Raw genomic sequence first — 21199 nt, forward strand, 5'->3', positions numbered from 1 at the left:
TTTAGACCTGTCGCGACCCTTTGTCGTCTTCAATGCACGTCGCGGCGCCGCTCGTAAACCGAATAGCGTGTCGCATGGCTGTCCTTTTCGCCAGCCGCCACGTCTTGCGAGCGGACGATCCGCCACAGCGCCGGATCGATCGGCGGGAAATGGGCATCGCCGTCGACCGCGGCCAGAACATGGGTCACGTGCAGCCGATCAGCCAACGGCAGCGCCTGAGCGTAGATCTCCCCGCCGCCGATGACGCAGATCTCGTCGGCGCCGGCCATGCAGCGCCCGCGCACCGTCGCCAGCGCGATCGCGTCCTCGATCGAGTGCGCGACTTCGACGCCCTCGGCGCGCCATGCCCTGTCTCGTGTCACCACGATGTTGAGCCTGCCCGGCAATGGCCGGCCGATGCCTTCATAGGTCTTGCGACCCATGACGATGGGCTTGCCCATCGTATCGGCCTTGAACCGCTTGAGATCGGTGGAAAGCCGCCACGGCAACCCACCCTCGCGCCCGATCACGCCGTTCTCGGCGATGGCGACATAAATCGCGAGATCCATCAGCCGCCGTTCCCGCCATCGGATGGCTCCAGCAGCAATATGTCGATGTCGTGCTCGGGGTAGAAGTTCTGCGCCTTCATCTCGAACGTGGTCGGTCCGATCTTCCTGACGTTTTCGCCGCAAAACGAGACCAGGTTCTTCGGATCGCCCTTGTCGACGGTCAGCTTGAACGTACCGATGTTCCCCGAGGCCCAGTTGCCGCCCGTGGTCAGGATATAGGCGATGCGGTTCTCGAAATATTTGGGGTAGCCGTCGGGATCGTCCTTGGCTGCCTTGCGCACGGCATTCTCGAAGGCATCGTCCATGCAGTAGCGTGTCTTGTAGGCGGCATACTGGCCCTGGAACTGGCCGTCATAGAAGAAGCTGACCGAGGAGGTGCCGCCGACGCTCGGCTTGTAGCGATGCGAGACATGGACCGCCCTGTTGGCCGGAAAGGTCGAGCGCCACCAATAGGTCGAGCGCAATTGCCAGAACGGCGTATAGACGGTCTTCATGCCCGAACCGTCGTCGGCGGTGTCCTCGATGATGATGCCGCGATTGACCCAGTCGTCGGTGACCGCTTGCGGCAGCTTTGCCAGCGCTGCCTTGGCCGCATCGCCGAACGGATAGAACGGTACGCCCTGCGCCTTCAGGTCAGCGCCGATGTCGATGCCGAGCGCGAACACCTTCTGCTCGAGCTGCGGCTTTGCCGGCACCCCGTCGATCGTCACTTCGAAGCCGAGGAAATTGTCGCTCTGCGCCTCCGGAATTGCCGGTATTTCTTCGGGGTCGCCTTCGATGTCGGGCATCGGAAAGGCGACGATCGCATTGACATCCTTGTCGGTGTTGTTGCGGAAGACGTAGTCGACCGTCACCTTTTCCGGCGAGATGTAGAGATCCTCGCTTTCCATCGCCACCGCATCGCTGCGCGAAAGGATCAGCCCACCAGTGTCGAGTTCGGCGACCGAATCATTGGCGAGCGCAGGCGTAGCCGAGAGCGCCAAGGCTGCGGTCAGGACGTAACGGAACATGGAGACTCCCCGGCGAGAATGCCAACATGACTCTAGCTGTTCAATGTGGCGTTTCAAAGCCTTTCGGCAAATGCGCCGGCGCCTGCCGGCATGTCGTGTCGGTCTAGACACACCGGTTCCGATCGGGCAGGAGTTGGCCCATGCGCAAGCTTCTCGTCATCGGCATCGGCGCCGGCAATCCGGAGCACATGACGGTCCAGGCCATCAACGGCCTCAATCGGGCCGACGTGCTGTTCATTCCCGACAAGGGCGCCAAGAAGAGCGATCTCGCCGAATTGCGCCGCCAGATCTGCGACCGCTTCGTCACTAATCCGAACTCGCGCCGTGTCGAATTCGAGGTGCCGGTGCGCGCCGAACCGGCGCCTTCCTACCGCTCGACCGTCGACGACTGGCACGAAGCGATCGCCGTGATCTACGAAGGCCTGATCCGCGACGAACTCCCCGAAGATGGCTGCGGCGCCTTCCTGATCTGGGGCGATCCATCGCTCTACGACAGCGCGCTGCGCATCCTGGATCGCGTGCGCCTCAGAGGCAATATCGCGTTCGAGCTGGAGGTCATCCCTGGCATCACCGCCATCCAGGCACTCGCCGCCAGCCACAAAATGGCATTGAACCGAATCGGCGACGCCGTTTTGATCACCACCGGCCGCCGGCTCACCGAGGAAGGTCTGCCCGAAAACGCCGGCAGCACCATCGTCATGCTGGACGGCAAATGCGCCTTCAACACGCTGGACGACAAGGACGTCACCGTCCACTGGGGCGCCTACCTCGGCACCCCCGACGAGATCGTCATCTCGGGCCGGATTGGCGACGTCGGCGACAAGATCGTGAGCACCCGTGAGGAGGCCCGCCGGAAAAAAGGCTGGATCATGGACACCTATCTGCTGCGCAAGCCGGGCGAGCCGGAGGATTAGCAGGGATCGAGCGCGGCATGAATTCCGCCGAGTTCACGCAGCGTCGATCTCGGCCTGCAGCGCCTCCATATGCGCCGCCGCTGCTGAAGACGCAGCCCGCTCGATCGCGCGGAAGCGGCTGACCACAGCAAGCCCGACCGACGTCAACTGAGCGCCACCGCCTTTTTTGCCGCCCGTTTGTGCCGCAACCAGCGGCTTGCCGAACACCCGGTTCATGTCTTCGACCAGATCCCAGGCGTGCTTGTAGGACATCTCCATGCCGCGCGCCGCGGCCGAAATCGAGCCGAAGGCGGCGATCTGTTCCAGAAGCTCGATCTTGCCCGGCCCGATGCGGCCATCTGGATCGAGATTTATCCGCAAACTCAGCGACGGCATTTGCTCCTCCGCGGTCACGCTACTCTACAAGTTCTGCAGCGATACCGCTATTCCCAAACGATATAGCGAATCATCGGCCGATCACCCATCCGCCTCGGCCGGCAAGCCGGTCCCGGTATTCGCCCGGTCGAAGCTCACTGTCTTGACCACGGCGAAGACCTGTCGACCAAGCCGGAGCCCCAGCGTCTGCCGCGACTTTTCGGTGATGCGGGCAAGCACGGTTGCGCCATTGCAGTCGAGACCAATCTCGACCGTAGGCCCTTCGCCCGGCTCTATCGCCACGATCGTGCCCGGCAATATGTTGAGCGCGCTGAGGCCAACCGGCTGCTCGGTGGCGATCATCACGTCGCGGGCTCGGATGCGGACGCGCACCGGCGCACCGACCGGCGTTGCCAGAAGCGGCACCCGGATCTCGCCCGCCAATGAGCCTAGCACCGTCATGCCAAAGGCTTCGTCGTGGCGCAGAACCGCGGTATCCAGCACGGCACCGCCCTCGCCGCGCTCTTCGGCCGGCAATAGATCCAGACGCTGCATGATCGCTCCGGTCGGACCGGAAGCAGCGACCTTGCCTTGCATCAGCACCACGACGTCACTCGCCAACCGCGCCACTTCGGCGATCGAGTGGCTGACATAGACGATCGGAATTTTCGTCTCGTCGCGTAGCCGCTCGATATAAGGCAAGATCTCGGCCTTGCGCGCCTCGTCGAGCGACGCCAGCGGCTCGTCCATCAGCAGCAATTTCGGACTGGCAAGCAGCGCCCGGCCGATTGCCACGCGCTGCTTCTCGCCACCGGAGAGTTTTGCCGGCCGCCGGTCGAGCAGATGACCGATGCCGAGCAGTTCGACCACGCCATCGATATCCGCGTAGCGCTCGGCAGCCGGCGTGAACCAACGGCCATAGCGCAGATTGCTCGCCACGCTCATATGCGGAAACAGCCGCGCATCCTGGAACACCATGCCGATCCGCCGTTTGTGTTTCGGCACGAACAGGCCGGCGTCGCTATCGACCAGCACGCGGCCCTCGGCCGCGATACGGCCTTTGTCGGGGCGGATCAGCCCGGCAATCAAATTGATGAGCGTCGTCTTTCCGGAGCCGGAAGGCCCGAACAGCGCAGTCAGCCGCCCGGCGCTCTCGAAGCGGGCATTGACGGCGAAACCGCCAAGCCGGTGGCTGATGTCGACCTGAACCGTCATTCGATGTCCATCCGCCGGCCGACACGCCGCGCCAGCACTTCCGAGGCCACGAGTGCCGCCATCGATATGACGATCGAGATCAGCGTCAGCCTGAGCGCGCCGGCGTCGCCGCCGGGAACCTGCGTGAAAGTATAGATCGCCGACGGCAGCGTCTGCGTCTCGTTCGGGATGTTGGAGACGAAGGTGATCGTCGCGCCGAATTCGCCCATCGCCTTGGCGAAGGAGAGGATCGCACCGGCGATCAGGCCGGGCAGGATAAGCGGCAGGGTGATCGTGCCGAATACCCATAGCGGATTGGCGCCAAGCGTGCCGGCGGCCGCCTCGATTTTGCGGTCGACGGCCTCAATAGACAGCCGGATCGCCCGCACCATCAGCGGAAAACCCATTACCCCGCAGGCGAGCGCGGCGCCCGTCCAGCGAAAGGAAAAAACGATGCCGAAATGCTCGGCCAGGAAAGCCCCGGCCGGACCGCGCTTGCCGAAAGTCAAAAGCAGCAAATAGCCAGTCACCACCGGCGGCAGGATCAGCGGCAGATGCACCAGACCATTGAGCAGCGTCTTGCCCCAGAACTGGCCGCGGGCGAGCACAAGGGCGATTGCTACGCCCGGCGGCAGGCTGGCGATCATCGCCACGGTCGCCGCCTTGATCGACAGCCGGACCGCGTTCCATTCGTCGGGAGTAAGATCCAGCAGCCAGTTCATACGTCAGCGCGTTGCCCTAATTGCTCGGCGCGAGCACGGTAAAACCTTGCCCCTTGAAGAGTTCGCCAGCCTTGGCGGATTGCAGGCATTTTAGGAATGCCGGGGTATCCTTCCCCTTCGAATCCGCAAGCTGGGCGACTGGATAGATGATCGGCGGATGGGTACCCGCGGGGAAAGTGCCGACCACTTTCACGCCAGGCTCCGCATGCGCATCCGTGGCGTAGACGATGCCGAGTGCTGCCTCGCCGGTCGATACCAGCTTTAGAGCGGCGCGGACATTCTCGGCCTGCGCCACCTTGCCTTCGACGGAAGACCAGACACCGAGCGATTCGAGGGCTGCCTTGCCGTATTTGCCGGCCGGCACCGCCTTGACATCGCCCATGGCAAGTTTGCCGTCACCGACGAGCCCGGCAAGAGCGAACCCCTTTTCAATCCTGGTCTCGACCTTGGAATCCCGCGGCGCGACCAGCACGATCTGGTTACCGAGCAGTTTCACTTCGGTTTCGGGCTTGGTCAGCTTCCTGTCGGAAAGATATTTCATCCAGTCGAGATCGGCCGAGACGAACACGTCTGCCGGCGCGCCGCTTTCGATCTGCCTGGCCAGCGCCGAGCTCGCCGCGTAGGAAATGGTTGCCACCTCGCCGACGTCGGCCTCGCAGGCCTTGTTGACGGCGTCGAGCCCTTCCTTGAGGCTCGCCGCAGCAAACACGACCACCTTGTCATCGGCATAGGCCGCCGGCACCACGACCATCAGCATGGCGGCGAGACCGACTTTGGCAATCGTCGTCGAACCCTTGCGCGTCAGCATGAAACTCTCCTCGTCCCGGATCGCCCGAAGCCGCTATCGATATATCCATGTGAACATAACAATGAAAGGCTCTTTACCGGCGACGGTCTTCTGGGCTGAGGTTTTCCTGGCCTGCGATAATCTTCGTTGGATACAGCGGTATCGAGGCCGAAGGAAATATTGCATAAAAACAGCGACCAGGGATTGCGTCAGGTCGACGTCGGCCGATCAAGTTGAATGCTGACAACGCCCAAGAGCGGAGCCGCAGTAGGCAATTTCGATATGGACGGTCAGCTATGGTGCTAGACCGCGATCGGTGCCTTGATCGTCGCGTCGGCGAAATAGTTGTCGAGCCGGAAATCCTCGAAGCGGAAAGCAAAGAGATCCTTCACCTCGGGGTTTATCCATAGCGTCGGCAACGCCTTGGGTGTGCGCCGCAATTGCTCGCGCGCCTGCTCGAAATGGTTCGAGTAAAGATGCGCATCGCCGAGCGTGTGGATGAAATCGCCGGGTTTCAATCCGGTCACCTGCGCCACCATCAGCGTCAGCAACGCATAGGAAGCGATGTTGAACGGCACACCGAGAAAAATATCACCCGAACGCTGATAGAGCTGGCAGGAAAGCTTGCCTTCCGAAACATAGAACTGGAACAGGCAGTGGCAGGGCGGCAACGCCATGGCCTCCACCTCGGCCGGGTTCCACGCCGAAACGATCAGCCGCCGCGAATTAGGATTTTTGCGTATCTCCTTCAGAAGATTCGCAATCTGGTCGATGGAGCCGCCATGGCCGTCCGGCCACGACCGCCACTGTTTGCCATAGACCGGGCCAAGATCGCCGTTCTCGTCGGCCCACTCATCCCAGATCGAGACGCCGTGATCGTTGAGATATTTGATGTTGGTGTCGCCGGCCAGGAACCACAAAAGCTCGTGGACAATCGACTTCAGGTGCAGCTTCTTGGTGGTGGTGACCGGAAAGCCGCGGGCCAGGTCGAAGCGCATCTGGTAGCCGAATACCGAGCGCGTTCCGGTGCCGGTACGGTCGCCGCGATCAGCGCCGTTTTCCAGCACATGCTTCAGAAGGTCGAGATACTGGCGCATCGGCTCCGGTCCGATTCGGGTTGTCAGCCATCATAGCCGAATGACCGTCGGCCGAACACAGCAAAGCGAGACGATTCCAGCAGAAGGCTCACCAGCATCAGCGGCGAGGTTGCTCAGAGCGAGCCGAGCATGCCCAGATCCCTGGCGACAAGGTAGTAGAACGTCACCCGGCTCTTGCTGTTGTCGGCCGCCATCGCCTTGCAGGCCTTTTCGATAGCCGCATCTGCCTTGGCGCCGTCGGTGACGCCGAGCTTGCCGGCGACCCAGCTGTTCCTGACGCGCTTCAGTTCCTCCGGGTCGGTGCAGGACACCAGCGAGGAATCGCGGTTCCTGAGCGCGATGCCCAGATGTTTGACGATCTTGGCGACCGCGTCGGCATCCGCCGCCGCATCATATTTCTTTACGTCTGCAAGATAATCGGCCATCGAATTTCCCCTCGTCGGCGCCACGGGATCCGGTTGATGAGGATTGTGGCGCGCTGCCGCAAGTATGCGCTAGGTCTCCTCACCGCCACAAAGCTTCGGTTGAGACCGGCTGCAAGTCAACCCTTCATGATCCACTTTGGTACGGACGAAAGTGGCATTCCGGCCTTTCATTTTCCACCGCCAGTCCCTATATTCGCTTCGTCGGCTCGACCGACTATGGCGATAAACAGGCGATGAAATAAGCCGTTCGGACCCGGGGGCGGTACCCGGCGCCTCCACCAAAAACCGCTGCTCAGGAGCGGCTTTTGCTGGGGGCGAAATAGGATCGACGAAGGTGTAAAGATCGTACTTTTGCCCGGCATTGTACCACCGTTATCGGGCTAAACTTATAGTTGCCAACGACAACTATGCGGAAGCACGTCTCGCCGCGTAAGCGGTGCGATAGCTTCAATTCAAGCCCTAGTGGTTCGCACTTCTAGGCGGGGTTCGGAGGTACCTGGCAACAGAAACCTCCATTTCTCCCTTTTTTGATATGCGCAGCTGCAGCTTGGCCGGCGGCTTTTTTCGTGCGCCCTGACAGACCCAAGGCGCCGCGGCCTTTATACCAATCCCTGGCTGACCGCATCGATCGCACCGGCGAATGTTTCATCAACGTCTCGGGCTGAGCGTCTCAGGCTGAGGCGAAAGCCCAAGGGCTTCCCATGATCGGAACCTCCGATGGCAGCATTCGTATCTTCCCGTTTCCCTTCTCTCATGCCTTTGCGGGACAAGGCCTCAGTTTCTCGCCGCGTGTGGTCATGCCCGGCGAGCTACCTGATGGAGACAAGATGAACCAGGAAACCACACCAAAACACGAACGCATCCTGATCGTTGGCGGCAGCTCCGGCATGGGGCTTTCGCTGGCCGAACAGGGGCTTGCCGCCGGCGCTAAGGTTACGATCGTCGGCCGCTCCCAGGACCGGTTGTCGGCCGCACGGCGGCGCTTGCCTCACCCGGAAAGGCTGAGGACGATCGCAGCCGACGTCACAAGTGAGGACGAGGTCCGACGCCTGTTCCAGGATGTCGGTACGCTCGACCACATCGTCTCGACCGCCGCCGACGTCACCGGCGTCTATGTAGCGCTTCCCGACATGGACATCTCGTTGGCGCGGAAAGTGATGGATTCCAAGGTCGTCGGACCGCTTCTTCTTGCCAAACATGGCGCGCCTCGTCTGACGCCCAGGGGATCGATCACGCTGACCTCGGGCATCGCCGCCTATCGTCCGGCGGCGAAAGGCTCGGTGGTGGCAGCCGTTAATGGGGCCCTCGGCTCACTCGCCTACGCTCTTGCCGTCGAACTGGCGCCGATCCGCATCAACGTCGTCTCGCCGGGCTGGGTCGACACGCCGATTTGGGATGCCGTCGCCGGCAGCGGAAAGACGGCTGCGCTGGACGGCATGGCAAAGCGCCTGCTCGTCGGCCGGATCGGGCAGGCAGCCGACATTGCCCAGGCCATCACGTCCCTGATGCATAACGGCTTCATCACCGGAACGGTGCTTCATGTCGATGGTGGCCAGCGGCTGGTCTAGCCATGGCCAAATTTCGCGAACCATTGCGAGGAACAGCCGCAGCACCGGCGCTTGAATGCGCCGGTGGCGCCATACCATGGTGACCGGCGTCACCGGGCTGCTTCCGACCCAAGGCAACACGACGATATTGGCGTCGGCCGCGGAAGCCACGAGACGCGGAACCAGCGCGCATCCAAGACCGGCTGCAACAAGGCCCCGTATCGCACCCATGCTGGCGAACTCGCCGACGAGTTTTGGACAGTCAGGCAATGTTGCGGCAAACGTTTCGTCGAACATCCGCCTATAGACGCAACCGGGCTGGGTGACGAGGAAGGCCTCGTCAGCCAGGTCGTCGGACCTTATGGCAGAATATCCGGCCAACCGGTGATTTGCCGGCATTATGACGACGAGCTCTTCCTCGGCTATCTGTTCGCTTCGCAGCTCCGGCGCCGCCGCCGGGACGGCTCCGAAATGGAACGATACGTCCAGCGCGCCGCTTGTCACGCCGGCACGCAACCCACTGCTATCGTTCGCCCTGAGGTCCAGTTCCACATCGGGATGACGCCGATGGAATTCCCCCAGCAAAGCCGGCAAGCGTGTCGAGCAAAGCGTCTCCAGGCCGCCGACCGTCAGACGACCGGCAACCGTACCGCTCGCGTCGGCGACAGCGGAACGGGCTTCGTCCGCAAGGTCGAGGAGATCGTTTGCGTAGTCCAGCAGGCGCTGTCCTGCCGCCGTCAGCTTCAAGCCACGCCGTGACCTGTCGAACAGCGACGTGCCCAGATCGGCTTCCAGCGCCTGGATCTGTTCGGTCACGCTCGATTGGGCAAGATGAACCCGCTCGGAGGCGCGCGTGATGTTCAAGGTGGTGGCGACCGCCACGAAGGTCTTGAGATGTCGAAGCTGCATGTCTTGACCCGTCATATAGGCATAGGCTGCTTTGAACCGGGACCGCAAATGTGAAAAAGCCGGGAACATCGCCCGGCCTTTTTGTCTCGACAGGTGAAGCTTACTCCGCTGGCGCTTCCGCAACGTCCCGGCTGCGGCCGAGCGTTATCTTGGCCAGTGTGAAGGAGATCGCCGCGCACAGCGTGATGCCCGCCACCATCGGCAGCGGCGTGCCGTCGAAAAACACGCCGGCGACGCCCATGGCGACCGCGCCGATGGCGAAGTGCAGCGTGCCCATCAGCGCCGAAGCGGTGCCGGCGATCTCGCCATGCTCTTCCATGGCCAGCACCGACGTTGTCGGGATGACCAGGCCGAGAAAGCCGTAGCCTATGAACAGCAGCGCCGCCATTACGTCGAGCCGGTCGACACCCGATGCCATCACCGCAAACAGCACCACCATCGTCGTCGCATAGCCGGTCACCGCGACGCGCACCACGCGCTGCAGCCCGAACCGCTCCGACAGCAACCCGGTCAGCTGCGACATGCCGATGAAGGCAACCGCATTGATCGAGAAGAACACGCTGTAAACCGAAGGCGACAGGCCATAATGGTCGATCAGGATGAAGGACGAGCTCGACAGATAGACGAAGAAGCTCGCAATGCCGAAGCCGGCGATGGCCGTCAGGCCAAGGAAGTTGCGGTCGCCCATCAGGAAGCGGTAGCCGGAAAGTGCCGTCCCGAAGGACGAACCGGCGCGCTCTTCGACCGGCCGCGTCTCCTTGAGAGAGGTCGCCAGCAGGATGGTCGCGAGCACGGCCGCGCCCGTCACCGTCCAGAACACGGCGCGCCAGCCGAAGTTCTCGATGATCTGGCTACCGGTCAGCGGCGCCAGGATCGGCGACACCGAAAACACCAGCATCAGCAGCGACATCAACTTGGCGGCCTCGGTGCCGGTATGCAGGTCGCGAACGATCGCGCGCGGCACTGCCATGCCGGCGCTGGCGCCGAGCCCTTGCAGGAAACGGAAGGCGATCAGCCATTCGATCGAGGGAGCCAGCGCCGAGCCGACGCCGCCGACCATGAACAGCGCCAGGCCGCCGTAGAGCGGCAGCTTGCGGCCGACCATGTCGGAGATCGGTCCGACGACGATCTGGCCGAAGCCCATGGAAAGAAAGAAGATCAGCAGGCTCATCTGCACCGCGGCAGTGCCGGCATGCAGATCCTCGCCTATTGACGGCAGGGCCGGAAGATACATGTCGATGGCAAACGGGCCGATCGCGGACAATAGGCCGAGCACGACCGCAATGCGGAGGAATTTGGCGTTCATGATAGCAGGCTCTTTCGAATTCTGGTTGCCGCCGAGGACCGGCGCGTAACCCTAGGACGTTCCATCCCATGGAGTTCCGACTCTTCTGCGGAACGAAACTCCCTTCGTGCAGTCCACAAATTTAGACAGGCTTGTCTAATTCGTCAACCACCTCTATATAGTTTTGCATGAAGGCCAACGTTTCTCCTGACATTTTCCCGCCACGGGGCCATGAGGCCAAGCGGATGTCGATTGTCGATGCCGCCACCTCGGTCTTCTGCCGCGAAAGCTTCGCCGGTGCCAATATCGACATGATTGCCGCCGAGGCCGGCGTCTCCCGCCAGACCATCTACAATCATCACGGCGACAAGGAAAAACTCTTCGTTGCCATCGTCCGCGACCTCACCGAACGTTGCAACGCCGGCATCTTTGCCACGATTTCCACTTTTCCCGATCAGCCGAAGAATCTCGAGGCCGACCTCATCGCTTTTGCTGTGCGGATGAATCACAACTGCATCTGCAACCGCGACGGCAAATTCCTGCGCAAGCTGATCCAGACCGAGGGCGGGCGCTATCCCGAGTTGTTCGCCGAATGGCGCGAAGAAGGACCGGGCAGGACATGGCCGGCGATCGCCGCCCGCTTCGCCCGCCTCGCTCATGCCGGCTTCCTTGATATCGATGATCCCGACGTCGCAGCGCGCCAGTTCATGGCGCTTGCCAATGCCGAGTTGCAGACGACGTTCATGCTCGGCGGCACACCGACCGAGGACGAGGTGGTGCAGTCGGCGACAAATGGCGTGCGCACCTTCCTGCGCGCCTTCGGCAAGCGGCAGCCTGTGGCTGGTAAACACGGCGCGCTCGCCAGCGCTTGACGATCAAAGCCGTTTGACGATCAAATCGTCGCCGATGGGCTTCGCTTCCGCACGCAGGCGATCTATATCCGGTTTACGCCGCGCTCAAGCTTGATTACAGCTATCAGGACGATTCAACGGAACCCGACAGCCACATGGCCGACGACCACATCCGCTACGACATTCTGGCCCAGGAGGCGTTGCGCGGCGTCATGCGCAAAGTCCTGGCCGAGGTCGCGCGCACCGGTCTCCCGGGCAACCATCACTTCTTCATCACCTTTCTCACCGGCGCGCCGGGTGTGCGCGTATCGTCGCGGCTGCGCGAGCGCTATCCCGAACAGATGACCATCGTCATCCAGTTCCAGTATTGGGACCTGAAGGTGAGCGACACCGGCTTCGAAGTCGGGTTGTCGTTTTCCGACGTGCCGGAGAAACTGGAAATCCCGTTCTCGGCAGTGCGCGGCTTTTACGATCCATCCGTCAACTTCGAGCTCGAATTCGACGTCAAGACCGATACCCCGGCGGAACAGGAGACAAAGGCCAAGCCTGCTCCCGAGCCGCTGGCCATCGTCGCCGAGAAAAAGCCTGAGACGAAGAAGAAAAACTCTGAGGTGGAAAAGAAGCCTGCCGCGGCCGACGCCGGTGCCAAGGGCGCCGACGTGGTGTCGCTCGACGCCTTCCGCAAGAAATGACTCGGTGGGCGGCGTGACATGGCCGAGATCGTCAATCTCCGTCAGGCACGCAAGCAGAAGGCGCGAACCGAGAAGGAGCGCCTGGCCGAGCAGAACCGGGCGCTGCATGGCCGTTCCAAAACCAGCCGGGATCGCGACCGTCTGGTCGCCGGCAAGGCCGATAAATTCGTCGCCGGCCATCGCCGCGAAAAATCGGGCGATTCGGACAAATCCGATGCTTGAATGTGAATAGGATCGTCGCGTGAGCCCGGTCGAAAAGCGCTCGGTCACGATTCGCGGCCACCGCACCAGCTATTCGCTCGAAAAGCCTTTTTACGACGACCTGATCGCCATTGCGGCCGTGCGAAAACTGACGCTCGCCGCGCTTGTCGCCGAAATCGACGAGAGCCGTCCGCGCGATGCGAACCTCTCCTCGGCGCTCAGGCTCTATGTGCTGGATTGGGCCAAGCGCGGCAAGTTTTAGCCTTCAGGCAACGCTATCCTGTTTCCTGCGCCGGATACGGAAGCCAAGCAAAGCCGAGCGGTCGCGTTCTTCGGCCTGTTTCTTCGATCTGACGCGCATCAGGTCCTTCCAGCCGACATAGCCCACCAGCCGGGCATTTTCTCGCGTGACGACCGGCAAATGGGACACGTTCGCCATCAGCAGCTTGTCGGAGAGGCCCTCGAGATACTCATCCGGATAGGCCAGCGTGACCTTGCTGCCGGCCAGCAGTTCGCCAAGCGTTGTCGTGCGGTGCTTGCCGGCGCGTCTCCAGTGCAGGATCGCCGGCGGGTCGATGACGCCGAGCACGTGGCCCTCTTCATCGACGACCGGAAAGCTCGGATGCCGTGTCTCGGGCGCCGTCAGGAACGCTGCCGCGCCGTGTAGCGTCATTGTCGCCGGCACACTCTCGACCTCGCTGGTCATCACCTCGCGCACCCTGGTCAGGGCGAACGGATCGACACGGTATTCGCGAACCATGTGATGCCCTCGCCGTGCGATTTTTTCGGTGAGGATCGAACACTTCATCAACAGCACGGTCACCGCATGCGCAGTGGCAGTTGCCGCGATCAGCGGCACCAGGACATGGGTGTTGCCGGTCAGTTCGACCGCAAAAAAGGTGGCGGTCAGCGGCGCACGCATGGTGCCGCCCATCGTCGCCGCTAGCGCCAGCAGCGCCCAGAAGCCCGGATCGGCGGCCGGCAGGAAGCCGGCGAGGACCGCGCCCATGAATTCAGCCAGATCCAGGCGCAGGAAGCCGGCCTGACACCACGCCAGCATCAGGCCCTGCTTGCAATCAAAGGGTTTCCCGGCGGAGGGCCGGTGACTATTGGCGACCTCGCGGAGCGCCTGCGCATCCGCCATCACAGCGCAGTGGAATTGGTCAACCGTCTTTGCGAAGCCGGGCTCGTCGCGAGGGACCACGACGAGGAGGACCACCGCCGCGTGCTGCTGCGGCTGACCGAGCGCGCCGACGACAGTCTCGCCGATCTGTCAGCCGCTCATCTCGACGAACTCGGGCGGATCGAGCCGATGCTGAAGCGCTTGCTTGCTGGACGCGACATATAAGGGATGCGCCGTCACCCGCCATTCAGCGATTTTAGCAGATCGTCGATCGACGAGGGATCGAACTTGAGCTTTGGCGGGGGCTGCACTGGCGATGGCACGTTATTTGTGGCCGGTGGCGCCCGTTCCGCTCGCTCCGCCGCGGCCTTGCGTTCGGCGTCGAGCCTTGCCTTCTCTTCCGAGGCGATCCGCAACGCCTCTTCCGCCCTCTGGCGTTGCTGTTCTTCGGCCTGCGCTGCTTCCTCGGCAGCCTGTTGCGCCGCCTTGGCTTTGGCTTCGGCATCCGCTTTGGCCTTTGCAGCCGCCTCGGCTTTCGCCCTCGCCTCGGCTTCGGCCTTCGCCGCTGCATCCGCCTTCGCCTTGGCTTCGGCCTGCGCCCTGGCCTCCGCTTCGGCTTGGGCCTGCGCCTCAGCTTCGGCCTTTGCCCTGGCGTCCGCTTCAGCCTTCGCCTTGGCTTCAGCCTGCGCCCTCGCCTCCGCTTCGGCTTGGGCCTGAGCCTCGGCTTCGGCCTTTGCCCTGGCGTCGGCCTCAGCCTTCAGCCGCGCCGCTTCCTCCTCCCGCTTGCGCCGTTCCGCCGCCGCTCTTTCACGCTCGGTTTGCAGGGCAGCGTAGTAGCGCACCTCACGCCGCAGCCTTTGTTTCTCGAGCAGTGCGGCTTGCATGGCTTCGACTCGCTGCTGCTCCTTTTCCAGCGCACGCTGGGTCAGGAACTGGGCCAGCGGCTCGCTGTCGAACTGCCGTTTGGTGGCGCCGAACGGACCGTCGACGCTGAAATTCAAAATCGGTTCGGAGCCGACCAGCGCCTCATCGCCGGGTCGATAGGCGATCTCGCCCTTGGCATCGACGGTGCTGGTGTTCAGATCGGCGGTGATGTCGGCGGACAGCGTCGCGCCCGGGCTTTCCAATTTGACCGGCGGCGCCCTCAGCGTGCCGCCGGCGATGGTGAAGGCAATATCGGTGTCCTGCGCCGGAAAACTGCCCGCCGCGGCGATCTGCGGCACAAAACCGGCAGTCTTCGACGCGTCGATATCGCGCCCGATCGCGTCGGCCTTGGCAATAAATGCGCCAAAGGCATCGGGATTAAAGCCGGCAATAGTCATACCCTTCAGCGTCGCCGTGCCGGAACCGGACAGCGCCGCGACCATCGCGTCGACCGATTTGCCGCTGGTCGAAAGCGCCGTCGAGAAATCGCCGCTTCCGCTGATGCCGGCCTCCGGCAGCACAGCTGTCAAATCGGAGCCGGCGAGTTTCATCTGACCGGAGAAAAGCCCGGTGCCGTCATTGTTCTTGAGCTCGAACAGGCCACTCAACTCGCCCCCGAGGAATTTTGCCTTGAGGTCGGAAACACGGATGCCCTCCTGGTCGAGCTGCAGCGAAAGCGCAGCGTCATAGGCGGTGGCAAGCGGGCCGGCGGTAAGCGACGCCGCCGTCAGATCGAGATCGGCGGTAAATGGCAGACTGGATTTTTGGCTGAACGGTGCCGTCGGCCAGGTCCTGTCATTGACAAGGAAAGCGTGGTCGCCGAACAGCATCACCGCCATCGGATCGAGGTCCAGCTCGTCCAGCGACAGCGCGCCGGCAAGATGCGGCAGCCCCTCTTTGATGTCGATATTTACGTCACCGGAAACCGCCGCTTCGTTGACGGCGCCGCTGAGCCCGCTCAGCACCAGGAGACCATTGCCGTAGTCGGCATCGGCAGCAAGCGACGTCGACATGCCGGTCTCCATGCCGGGCAGGCCGACGCCGGTCGTCATCAGCCATGGCGAGATGTCGGCCGTTTCAAGGCTGACCTTGCCCTTGGCGGCCGCGCCCTGAGGCGTGTCGGCAATTGTCCCGTCGAAACCAGCTTTGAAGTCATTGCCGGCCAGGCTGAATCGTGTCGCCAGGCCGCCGCCAAGCGTGCCTTTGGCCGAGACGTCGGTGGTCGCCTCGCCGAGCATGCCGAGCGGCAGCGCCGGCAGACCGTAAAGCGCCAGAAGCGCGGTGGCGTCGGCGTTCCTTGCGTTGAAGGTCAGCGTCACCGGCGCTTCGAGAGGCCGGTCGAGCGCCCCTTTGCCGGACAACGACGCCGAAAAGGCCGAGCCACCGGCCTTGCCCTGTGCGCTCATGGCCAGTCCGGTCGTACCATCGCCATTGTCTGCGGCACTCGTGACCGCGTCGATACGCGCATCCTGGAACAGCTCGGGATAGGCAGCAGCGCGCTCCGCCAGCCACTTCAGAACCGCATTGTCTGGATAATGCTGGACGGCGACGTCGATCAGCGGCTTGAGGTCGACGGCGACCACCGAGGCGTCGAGCTTGCCGGTCGGGCTCGCCGGGAAATCCTTGATCCGGCCGGTGGCGCTGATCGAGGCGCCGGCAAGTCCGCCGACCGACAGGCGGTCGATCTCAAGCAGCCCCTCACGCAATCTAAGTGAAGTATCGACGCTATCGGCGGTCAAGCCGCCGGCGCTGACCGGCCCGGCCTTGATCTGGAAATCGAGGTCGCGATCGGAAAAGCGGTTGGCGCCCTTGTCGCTGACGAAGATCGAGGCGAAGGCAGCGAGCCCATCGACGTCGAGTTCGCCACCTTCGAGTTGCATCAGCACCGATGGACGGGTTTCGTCGGGCTGGTTGGAATCGATGCGGCCGGAGAACTTCGCCTTGCCGAGGATGAGTTCGAGATCGCTGAAGGCCTGGTGTTTTTCGCTCAAATCCACCTTGGCCTTGAAGCCGGCGGCCGGCAAACGGCGGATCGCCTCGTCGACGTCCTTCGACAGCCAGGCGGCAAAGCCGGAGGGCTGCGCCACCGCCAGAAGCAGCGATCCGGTGAAACCGAAATGGTCCTCGACGCTGACCATGCCATTGGCTTCCAGCTTGGCGCGACCGGGCAGCGTGGCGGCCAGCGATTTTACCGCCCAGCCGCCTTCGGCCGGCTCGGCGGACAGATGCACGTCGCGAACCGTGGTGTCGCCTGCGACCACCGCCGGCAGTTTCACCTCGACCGTGCCCGGTATGGTCGGCTTCGGCAGATCGAGCAGCGCCTGCTCGAGCGCCGCCACCCGTTCGGACAGCGTCAATCCGGCCCCGGCCGCCGCCCCTACGGCCTCGTCGAACTGCACCTGCGCGCCATTGGCCTCGATAGAGAAATGCGGCTTCAGCCCAAGGTCGACCGCAGCCTTGCCGTCGGCGTTGTAGGGATTGTCGAGCGGCCCGGTCTCGAAGCGGAATTCGTCGACGCCGAGCTTCTGGTGGTCGAGCGAAAACTTGCCGTTCAGCCTGAAGCCCGGGTCCGGTTTGCCGGCGCTGACCTTCAGCGCCTCGCCGCCGGTGCCGCGCGGCCGCGCCGCGGTCCGGTCTGCGCCCGATATCTTGAACTGGCCCGAATAGACGGCGGCGCCCTCGACGAGGCCCACATTGCCGTCGGTCTCGATGACCAGCGGATAGGCATCCGGATCGGCCTTGAGCCTGAGCCGCATTTGCCCGTCCGGTTCGGCCTTGCCGGTCGAAGCGGCGATCGTGGTCCGCAACCCGTCCAGCAACAGTGAGCCGTCCAGCCGCCAGGGGCCGGCCAGCGACTTGGCTGAGATCGTTGAGTTGATCTCGGAAATAAGATGGCTGCGCCCGCCGGCGGCGTGGCTGAGCGCGATCTGTCCTTCCGTCACCGTCAGCTTCTCGATGGAAATCTGACCGGGATCGAAGGGCGAGGATGGCCGTATCGTCCAGTCGACCGTGCCGTCGGCGGCGATGTCGATCGTCGCCTTCGGCCGCACCAGCCGCATGTCGAAGATCAGCACCTCGCCGCGCAGGAATGGCGCGAGTTCTGCATCCATCGAAAAGGTTTCGACGGTCATTGCCGGCTGTCCGTTGGGGCCACCGGCAACGGCGACATTCGAGAAGGTCACCGAGGGAAACGGCAGCAGCCTCGCCGTCGCATCGCCTTGCACGGTCACCTTGCGGCCGAGGACGGCACTCGCCTCGCGCTCGAAATCGGCACGGTAACCCGTCCAGTCGACAAAGTACGGCACCACCAGCGCCGCACACAGCACCAGCACAAGAAGCCCACCGAAGATCACGAACAGGCGTGCGAGCATCAGCTCCTGGATAGTTTTGGTTGAAAGTCAGTGGCACTCTACCCGCATCAGCGTGTCGATAAAGAGGCAAATGGGGGCACGGCAGCGGCCTGAAGATCAGTCCTTTCCAGGCAATATCTTGCCGGGGTTCATTATATTCAGCGGGTCGAGCGCCTGCTTGATCGTGCGCATGATGTCGACGCCATGGCCGAGTTCATGCCGCAGGAAGCCGATCTTGCCTTGCCCTATGCCATGCTCGCCGGTGCAGGTGCCGTCCATGGCGATGGCGCGCATGTTGAGCCGCGCCACGAATTTTTCCGCCAGCGCGATCTCCTTCGGATCGTCCGCGTCCATCAGCACCAGCACATGGAAATTGCCGTCGCCGGCATGGCCGACGATCGGCGCGATCAGGCCCATCTCGGTGATATCCGCCTCGGTCTCGGTGACACATTCGGCAAAGCGCGAGATCGGCACGCAGACATCGGTCGAGAGGCCCTTGGCACCCGGCCGCAGCGTCAGCGACGACCAGTAGGCATCGTGCCTGGCCTTCCACAATTTCGTCCGCTCTTCGGCGACGCTGGTCCACAGGAACGGGCCGCCGCCATTTTCCTCGGCGATCATGCCGAAGGTTTCGGCCTGCTCGGCGACGCCGGCATCGCTGCCGTGGAACTCGACGAACAGGCACGGACTCTCGGGATAATCAAGCTTCGAATAGGTCTTCATCGCCCGCATCTGCAGCGCGTTGACCAATTCGATGCGCGCCACCGGAATGCCCATCTGGATGGTCGCGATCACCGCATTGCACGCGGCCTCGACACTGGGGAACGGGCAGACGCCGCCCGAAATCGCCTGCGGAATGCCCTGCAGCTTCAACGTCAGCTGGGTGATGATGCCGAGCGTGCCTTCCGAGCCGATCAGCAGCCGTGTCAGATCGTAGCCGGCCGAGCTTTTCTTGGCGCGCTTGCCGGTCGTCACTGCCTCGCCGTCGGCCATCACCGCAGTCAGCGACAGCACGTTTTCGCGCATCGTGCCGTAGCGCACGGCGTTGGTGCCCGACGCCCGCGTCGCCGCCATGCCGCCGAGCGAAGCGTTGGCACCCGGGTCGATCGGAAAGAACAGGCCGGTGTCGCGCAGATGCCGGTTGAGGTCCTCGCGCGTCACGCCGGGCTCGACGGTGCAATCGAGGTCCTGCGGATTGACTGCAATGATGCGGCTCATGCGTGACGTATCGAGCGAGATGCCGCCGCCCGGCGCATTGGTGTGGCCTTCCAGCGAAGAGCCTACGCCGAAGGCGATCACCGGCACGCGATGGGCCGCGCAGGCGCGCACGATCTCCTGCACCTCCTGCGTGGTCTCGGCAAAGGCGACGCCGTCCGGCGCCTGCGTCGGAATATAGGTCGTGGTGTGCGCGTGCTGGGCGCGGATCGCCTGGCCGGTCTGGAATCGCTCGCCGAGCCGCTGTTTGAGGATGCCGAGCACGGCGGCGATGCCTTCTTCGTTGCGCTCGACCGGATTGAGGTCGCTTAGAGCCATCGATTCCTCCGCGAATGGACCAGCGTCCACCCTTGTTCTGCATCTACGGATGCGTAGTCTCACCAACCACGCTCTGTCCAGTCCACGCTCATCCCGGCATGACGAGAAGGAAGTTTCCGATGCCCATCCCCGCCCCTTTCGTCTCTCGCGCCATGGACATCGAGGAGGCCTGGATCGACTACAACGGCCATCTCAACATGGCCTATTACAACGTGCTGTTCGACCGGTGCTCCGACGAAGCCTTCGAGGTGATGGGGATGGGGCCGGACTATGTAAGGGAACGGCGGCTGACCATCTACACCGCGGAAGTCCATGTCTGCTACGTCCAGGAATTGCACCTCGACCACAAGGTCACAGTCTCGTTCCAGTTGCTGGACTATGACGAGAAGCGGCTGAGGGCCTACCAGGAAATCCGCCATCTCGACGGCTGGCTCGCCGCCACCTCCGAAACGCTGTCGCTGCATGTCGACATGGCTGGCCCGAAGGTCGCGCCCTTCCCCGCTGACGTCCTGGCCAGGGTGGAAGCGATGCGCGCCGCCCATGCCGCCCTGCCGATGCCGGAGCGCGCCGGCCGCTCGATCGGTATTCGTCGTAAGCCGGCTTGAACCGCAGTCCGACCGCCGTTAACCTTACTGAGGTTTTAACGTGAACAAGCCGAATCGAGACGTTGAACGACTCAGCGCGGCGTTGGAAAACCATCCGCATCGAATTGCGATACGGGCGGCGGAGCAGCAGCGGTTCGGGGAACGTGCATGAAAACCGACATCAAGGTCGAGGCGGACAGGCTGGCGGCTGATCCACGTATCACCGACTATGATTTCTGGCGCTCGCTGAAGAACCTCAACAACGAGATCTTCCACATCGCCAACAACAACGAGCCGATTCCCTTCGCCATGATCCGCTGGCGCGCCATCCTGAAGCAGGCGCGGATCAAACGCGGCCACGCCTGAACGGTGCGGGAAAAAACAGACCGGCCGTCCGGTTTGCATTTCTGGAACGTTTGCGCTGCCCCTCATCCGGCTGCCGCCACCGTCTCCGCGTATAGTGACGGGGAAAAGGGGCTGGCCGCAGCCTCAGCGCTCTTTCAGCAACGCTGGCAATTGGCGAAACCATTGGTGACAACGTCCGAGAAGTGCCCGGCAGGGCGATGAAGGGGCGGCGCGACGTTTCGAGTTAAGCGGACGACGTGCTGACGAACGACCCCAAGCATCAAGGCTGGCGCTTCACCGCCCCCAGCGGCGAGCGCGGCATCAACGGCGACGACTGGATGATCGCCGTGTTGGTCATCGCATGGGGAATGATCCGGTCGATCACTCGCTCGAGCTCGGCCACCGAGGCGACATGCGCCAGCGCGATGAAGCAGTCCTCACCGGTGACCCGGTCGCATTGGGCGATTTCCGGCAGGTCGCGGATGATTTCGGCCACGACGGCGAGTTGCCCCGGCACCGGCCTGATGCGCAGCCATGCCGACAGCTTCATGCCGAGCGCGGCCGGATTGATACGCACCGTGTAGGCGTCGATCACACCGCTTTCCTGCAGCCGCTTGATGCGCTCGGCCACGCTCGGCGCCGACAGGCCGACCGATCGCGCCAGTTCGGCGGTGCTGGTGCGCGCGTCCTTTTCCAGCAGGCGCAGGATTTTCAGATCCGCCGGGTCCAGATCGGTATTTTCATTTCGAAGGCGTTTCAGCGGACAACTCCTTGCTTTCGGAAAGCAAATAGCCGCAATGACCG

21 protein-coding genes, 1 other RNA gene and 2 pseudogenes are annotated in these 21199 nt (G+C 63.1%); 10 read left to right on the forward strand and 14 right to left on the reverse strand.

The features are described from left to right. Positions 1-29: 29 nt before the first annotated feature. Positions 30-548, reverse strand: a complete 519-nt coding sequence (locus NKJ72_RS00135) for a dihydrofolate reductase (protein ID WP_352475326.1) — start codon at positions 546-548, stop codon at positions 30-32. Then, positions 548-1558: a DUF4424 domain-containing protein gene (locus NKJ72_RS00140; protein ID WP_352475327.1), complete on the reverse strand. Its 1011-nt coding sequence runs from the start codon at positions 1556-1558 to the stop codon at positions 548-550. The genes NKJ72_RS00135 and NKJ72_RS00140 overlap by 1 nt, the downstream gene beginning before the upstream one ends. Before the next feature lie 140 nt (positions 1559-1698). Between NKJ72_RS00140 and cobF the strand changes: the two genes are divergently transcribed. Further along, the gene (gene cobF, locus NKJ72_RS00145; RefSeq protein WP_352475328.1) at positions 1699-2472 is read left to right on the forward strand and encodes a precorrin-6A synthase (deacetylating); all 774 of its coding nucleotides are present in this window, start codon (positions 1699-1701) and stop codon (positions 2470-2472) included. Positions 2473-2505: 33 nt separating this feature from the next. Here cobF and NKJ72_RS00150 read toward each other — a convergent pair whose 3' ends face one another. The 6 genes from NKJ72_RS00150 to NKJ72_RS00175 form a co-directional block, all read right to left on the reverse strand. Then, positions 2506-2847, reverse strand: a complete 342-nt coding sequence (locus tag NKJ72_RS00150) for a winged helix-turn-helix domain-containing protein (RefSeq protein WP_023676697.1) — start codon at positions 2845-2847, stop codon at positions 2506-2508. Positions 2848-2928: 81 nt separating this feature from the next. Continuing rightward, positions 2929-4041 (reverse strand): molybdenum ABC transporter ATP-binding protein, encoded by a 1113-nt coding sequence (gene modC, locus NKJ72_RS00155; RefSeq protein WP_352475329.1) that lies wholly within the window; start codon positions 4039-4041, stop codon positions 2929-2931. Continuing rightward, a complete protein-coding gene (gene modB / locus NKJ72_RS00160) occupies positions 4038-4742 on the reverse strand; it encodes a molybdate ABC transporter permease subunit (RefSeq protein WP_352475330.1) in 705 nt (234 codons plus the stop codon). Before modB ends, modC begins: the two co-directional genes overlap by 4 nt. 16 nt (positions 4743-4758) lie before the next feature. Next, positions 4759-5550, reverse strand: a complete 792-nt coding sequence (modA, locus tag NKJ72_RS00165) for a molybdate ABC transporter substrate-binding protein (protein ID WP_502895632.1) — start codon at positions 5548-5550, stop codon at positions 4759-4761. Between the two features lie 281 nt (positions 5551-5831). Next, complete coding sequence (locus NKJ72_RS00170; protein WP_352475331.1) at positions 5832-6626, reverse strand: thymidylate synthase; 795 nt, start codon at positions 6624-6626, stop codon at positions 5832-5834. A 113-nt stretch (positions 6627-6739) separates the two neighbouring features. Further along, complete coding sequence (locus NKJ72_RS00175) at positions 6740-7051, reverse strand: DUF2853 family protein (protein WP_254818940.1); 312 nt, start codon at positions 7049-7051, stop codon at positions 6740-6742. Positions 7052-7212: 161 nt separating this feature from the next. Between NKJ72_RS00175 and ssrA the strand changes: the two genes are divergently transcribed. Further along, positions 7213-7568: a transfer-messenger RNA gene (gene ssrA, locus NKJ72_RS00180) on the forward strand. 310 nt (positions 7569-7878) lie between these two features. Beyond that, complete coding sequence (locus NKJ72_RS00185) at positions 7879-8619, forward strand: SDR family oxidoreductase (protein ID WP_352475332.1); 741 nt, start codon at positions 7879-7881, stop codon at positions 8617-8619. A 72-nt stretch (positions 8620-8691) separates the two neighbouring features. Here the strand turns inward: NKJ72_RS00185 and NKJ72_RS00190 are convergent. Continuing rightward, a pseudogene (locus NKJ72_RS00190) lies at positions 8692-9576 on the reverse strand (LysR family transcriptional regulator); the annotation flags it as partial. 31 nt (positions 9577-9607) lie between these two features. Continuing rightward, complete coding sequence (locus tag NKJ72_RS00195) at positions 9608-10813, reverse strand: multidrug effflux MFS transporter (RefSeq protein WP_023676705.1); 1206 nt, start codon at positions 10811-10813, stop codon at positions 9608-9610. Between the two features lie 167 nt (positions 10814-10980). Between NKJ72_RS00195 and NKJ72_RS00200 the strand changes: the two genes are divergently transcribed. The 4 genes from NKJ72_RS00200 to NKJ72_RS00215 all read left to right on the forward strand — a co-directional run bounded on the left by NKJ72_RS00200 (position 10981) and on the right by NKJ72_RS00215 (position 12798). Then, positions 10981-11664, forward strand: coding sequence for a TetR/AcrR family transcriptional regulator (locus NKJ72_RS00200; RefSeq protein WP_352475333.1), 684 nt, complete (start codon positions 10981-10983; stop codon positions 11662-11664). A gap of 134 nt (positions 11665-11798) precedes the next feature. Then, positions 11799-12335 carry an SspB family protein gene (locus NKJ72_RS00205; RefSeq protein ID WP_352475334.1) on the forward strand — a complete coding sequence of 179 codons (537 nt, stop codon included), beginning with the start codon at positions 11799-11801 and terminating at the stop codon, positions 12333-12335. 18 nt (positions 12336-12353) lie between these two features. Next, positions 12354-12557 (forward strand): DUF4169 family protein, encoded by a 204-nt coding sequence (locus NKJ72_RS00210; protein ID WP_352475335.1) that lies wholly within the window; start codon positions 12354-12356, stop codon positions 12555-12557. A gap of 19 nt (positions 12558-12576) precedes the next feature. After that, positions 12577-12798, forward strand: coding sequence for a ribbon-helix-helix domain-containing protein (locus tag NKJ72_RS00215; RefSeq protein ID WP_254818946.1), 222 nt, complete (start codon positions 12577-12579; stop codon positions 12796-12798). A gap of 3 nt (positions 12799-12801) precedes the next feature. Here NKJ72_RS00215 and NKJ72_RS00220 read toward each other — a convergent pair. Then, positions 12802-13545 (reverse strand): annotated as a pseudogene (locus NKJ72_RS00220) (CBS domain-containing protein); the annotation flags it as partial. On the opposite strand from NKJ72_RS00220, the gene NKJ72_RS00225 reads away from it, so the two are divergent. Next, positions 13507-13884, forward strand: a complete 378-nt coding sequence (locus NKJ72_RS00225) for a MarR family winged helix-turn-helix transcriptional regulator (protein WP_502901818.1) — start codon at positions 13507-13509, stop codon at positions 13882-13884. The pseudogene NKJ72_RS00220 and the gene NKJ72_RS00225 overlap by 39 nt on opposite strands. Before the next feature lie 11 nt (positions 13885-13895). On the opposite strand, the gene NKJ72_RS00230 is transcribed toward NKJ72_RS00225, so the two are convergent. Both NKJ72_RS00230 and NKJ72_RS00235 read right to left on the reverse strand, forming a co-directional pair. Then, positions 13896-17954 (reverse strand): AsmA family protein, encoded by a 4059-nt coding sequence (locus NKJ72_RS00230; protein ID WP_352475336.1) that lies wholly within the window; start codon positions 17952-17954, stop codon positions 13896-13898. A 96-nt stretch (positions 17955-18050) separates the two neighbouring features. Further along, a complete protein-coding gene (locus NKJ72_RS00235; RefSeq protein ID WP_352475337.1) occupies positions 18051-19466 on the reverse strand; it encodes an FAD-binding oxidoreductase in 1416 nt (471 codons plus the stop codon). Between the two features lie 119 nt (positions 19467-19585). Between NKJ72_RS00235 and NKJ72_RS00240 the strand changes: the two genes are divergently transcribed. Both NKJ72_RS00240 and NKJ72_RS00245 read left to right on the forward strand, forming a co-directional pair. After that, positions 19586-20071 (forward strand): thioesterase family protein, encoded by a 486-nt coding sequence (locus NKJ72_RS00240; RefSeq protein ID WP_352475338.1) that lies wholly within the window; start codon positions 19586-19588, stop codon positions 20069-20071. 147 nt (positions 20072-20218) lie between these two features. Then, positions 20219-20416, forward strand: coding sequence for a hypothetical protein (locus tag NKJ72_RS00245; protein ID WP_352466944.1), 198 nt, complete (start codon positions 20219-20221; stop codon positions 20414-20416). Between the two features lie 259 nt (positions 20417-20675). Here the strand turns inward: NKJ72_RS00245 and NKJ72_RS00250 are convergent, their stop codons facing one another. Further along, on the reverse strand, positions 20676-21155 hold the full coding sequence (locus NKJ72_RS00250; RefSeq protein WP_352475722.1) for an Lrp/AsnC family transcriptional regulator: 480 nt from the start codon (positions 21153-21155) through the stop codon (positions 20676-20678). Positions 21156-21199 lie beyond the last annotated feature (44 nt).

The sequence above is a fragment of the Mesorhizobium sp. M0045 genome, from assembly GCF_040323385.1.
Taxonomy (GTDB): Bacteria; Pseudomonadota; Alphaproteobacteria; order Rhizobiales; family Rhizobiaceae; genus Mesorhizobium.

What these genes read in the sequence shown, in the direction of transcription:
- NKJ72_RS00135 (WP_352475326.1), bottom strand. Translation starts at nt 548, where the DNA reads ATGGATCTCGCGATTTATGTCGCCATCGCCGAGAACGGCGTGATCGGG.
- NKJ72_RS00140 (WP_352475327.1), bottom strand. Translation starts at nt 1,558, where the DNA reads ATGTTCCGTTACGTCCTGACCGCAGCCTTGGCGCTCTCGGCTACGCCT.
- cobF (WP_352475328.1), top strand. Translation starts at nt 1,699, where the DNA reads ATGCGCAAGCTTCTCGTCATCGGCATCGGCGCCGGCAATCCGGAGCAC.
- NKJ72_RS00150 (WP_023676697.1), bottom strand. Translation starts at nt 2,847, where the DNA reads ATGCCGTCGCTGAGTTTGCGGATAAATCTCGATCCAGATGGCCGCATC.
- modC (WP_352475329.1), bottom strand. Translation starts at nt 4,041, where the DNA reads ATGACGGTTCAGGTCGACATCAGCCACCGGCTTGGCGGTTTCGCCGTC.
- modB (WP_352475330.1), bottom strand. Translation starts at nt 4,742, where the DNA reads ATGAACTGGCTGCTGGATCTTACTCCCGACGAATGGAACGCGGTCCGG.
- modA (WP_502895632.1), bottom strand. Translation starts at nt 5,550, where the DNA reads ATGCTGACGCGCAAGGGTTCGACGACGATTGCCAAAGTCGGTCTCGCC.
- NKJ72_RS00170 (WP_352475331.1), bottom strand. Translation starts at nt 6,626, where the DNA reads ATGCGCCAGTATCTCGACCTTCTGAAGCATGTGCTGGAAAACGGCGCT.
- NKJ72_RS00175 (WP_254818940.1), bottom strand. Translation starts at nt 7,051, where the DNA reads ATGGCCGATTATCTTGCAGACGTAAAGAAATATGATGCGGCGGCGGAT.
- NKJ72_RS00185 (WP_352475332.1), top strand. Translation starts at nt 7,879, where the DNA reads ATGAACCAGGAAACCACACCAAAACACGAACGCATCCTGATCGTTGGC.
- NKJ72_RS00195 (WP_023676705.1), bottom strand. Translation starts at nt 10,813, where the DNA reads ATGAACGCCAAATTCCTCCGCATTGCGGTCGTGCTCGGCCTATTGTCC.
- NKJ72_RS00200 (WP_352475333.1), top strand. Translation starts at nt 10,981, where the DNA reads ATGAAGGCCAACGTTTCTCCTGACATTTTCCCGCCACGGGGCCATGAG.
- NKJ72_RS00205 (WP_352475334.1), top strand. Translation starts at nt 11,799, where the DNA reads ATGGCCGACGACCACATCCGCTACGACATTCTGGCCCAGGAGGCGTTG.
- NKJ72_RS00210 (WP_352475335.1), top strand. Translation starts at nt 12,354, where the DNA reads ATGGCCGAGATCGTCAATCTCCGTCAGGCACGCAAGCAGAAGGCGCGA.
- NKJ72_RS00230 (WP_352475336.1), bottom strand. Translation starts at nt 17,954, where the DNA reads ATGCTCGCACGCCTGTTCGTGATCTTCGGTGGGCTTCTTGTGCTGGTG.
- NKJ72_RS00235 (WP_352475337.1), bottom strand. Translation starts at nt 19,466, where the DNA reads ATGGCTCTAAGCGACCTCAATCCGGTCGAGCGCAACGAAGAAGGCATC.
- NKJ72_RS00240 (WP_352475338.1), top strand. Translation starts at nt 19,586, where the DNA reads ATGCCCATCCCCGCCCCTTTCGTCTCTCGCGCCATGGACATCGAGGAG.
- NKJ72_RS00245 (WP_352466944.1), top strand. Translation starts at nt 20,219, where the DNA reads ATGAAAACCGACATCAAGGTCGAGGCGGACAGGCTGGCGGCTGATCCA.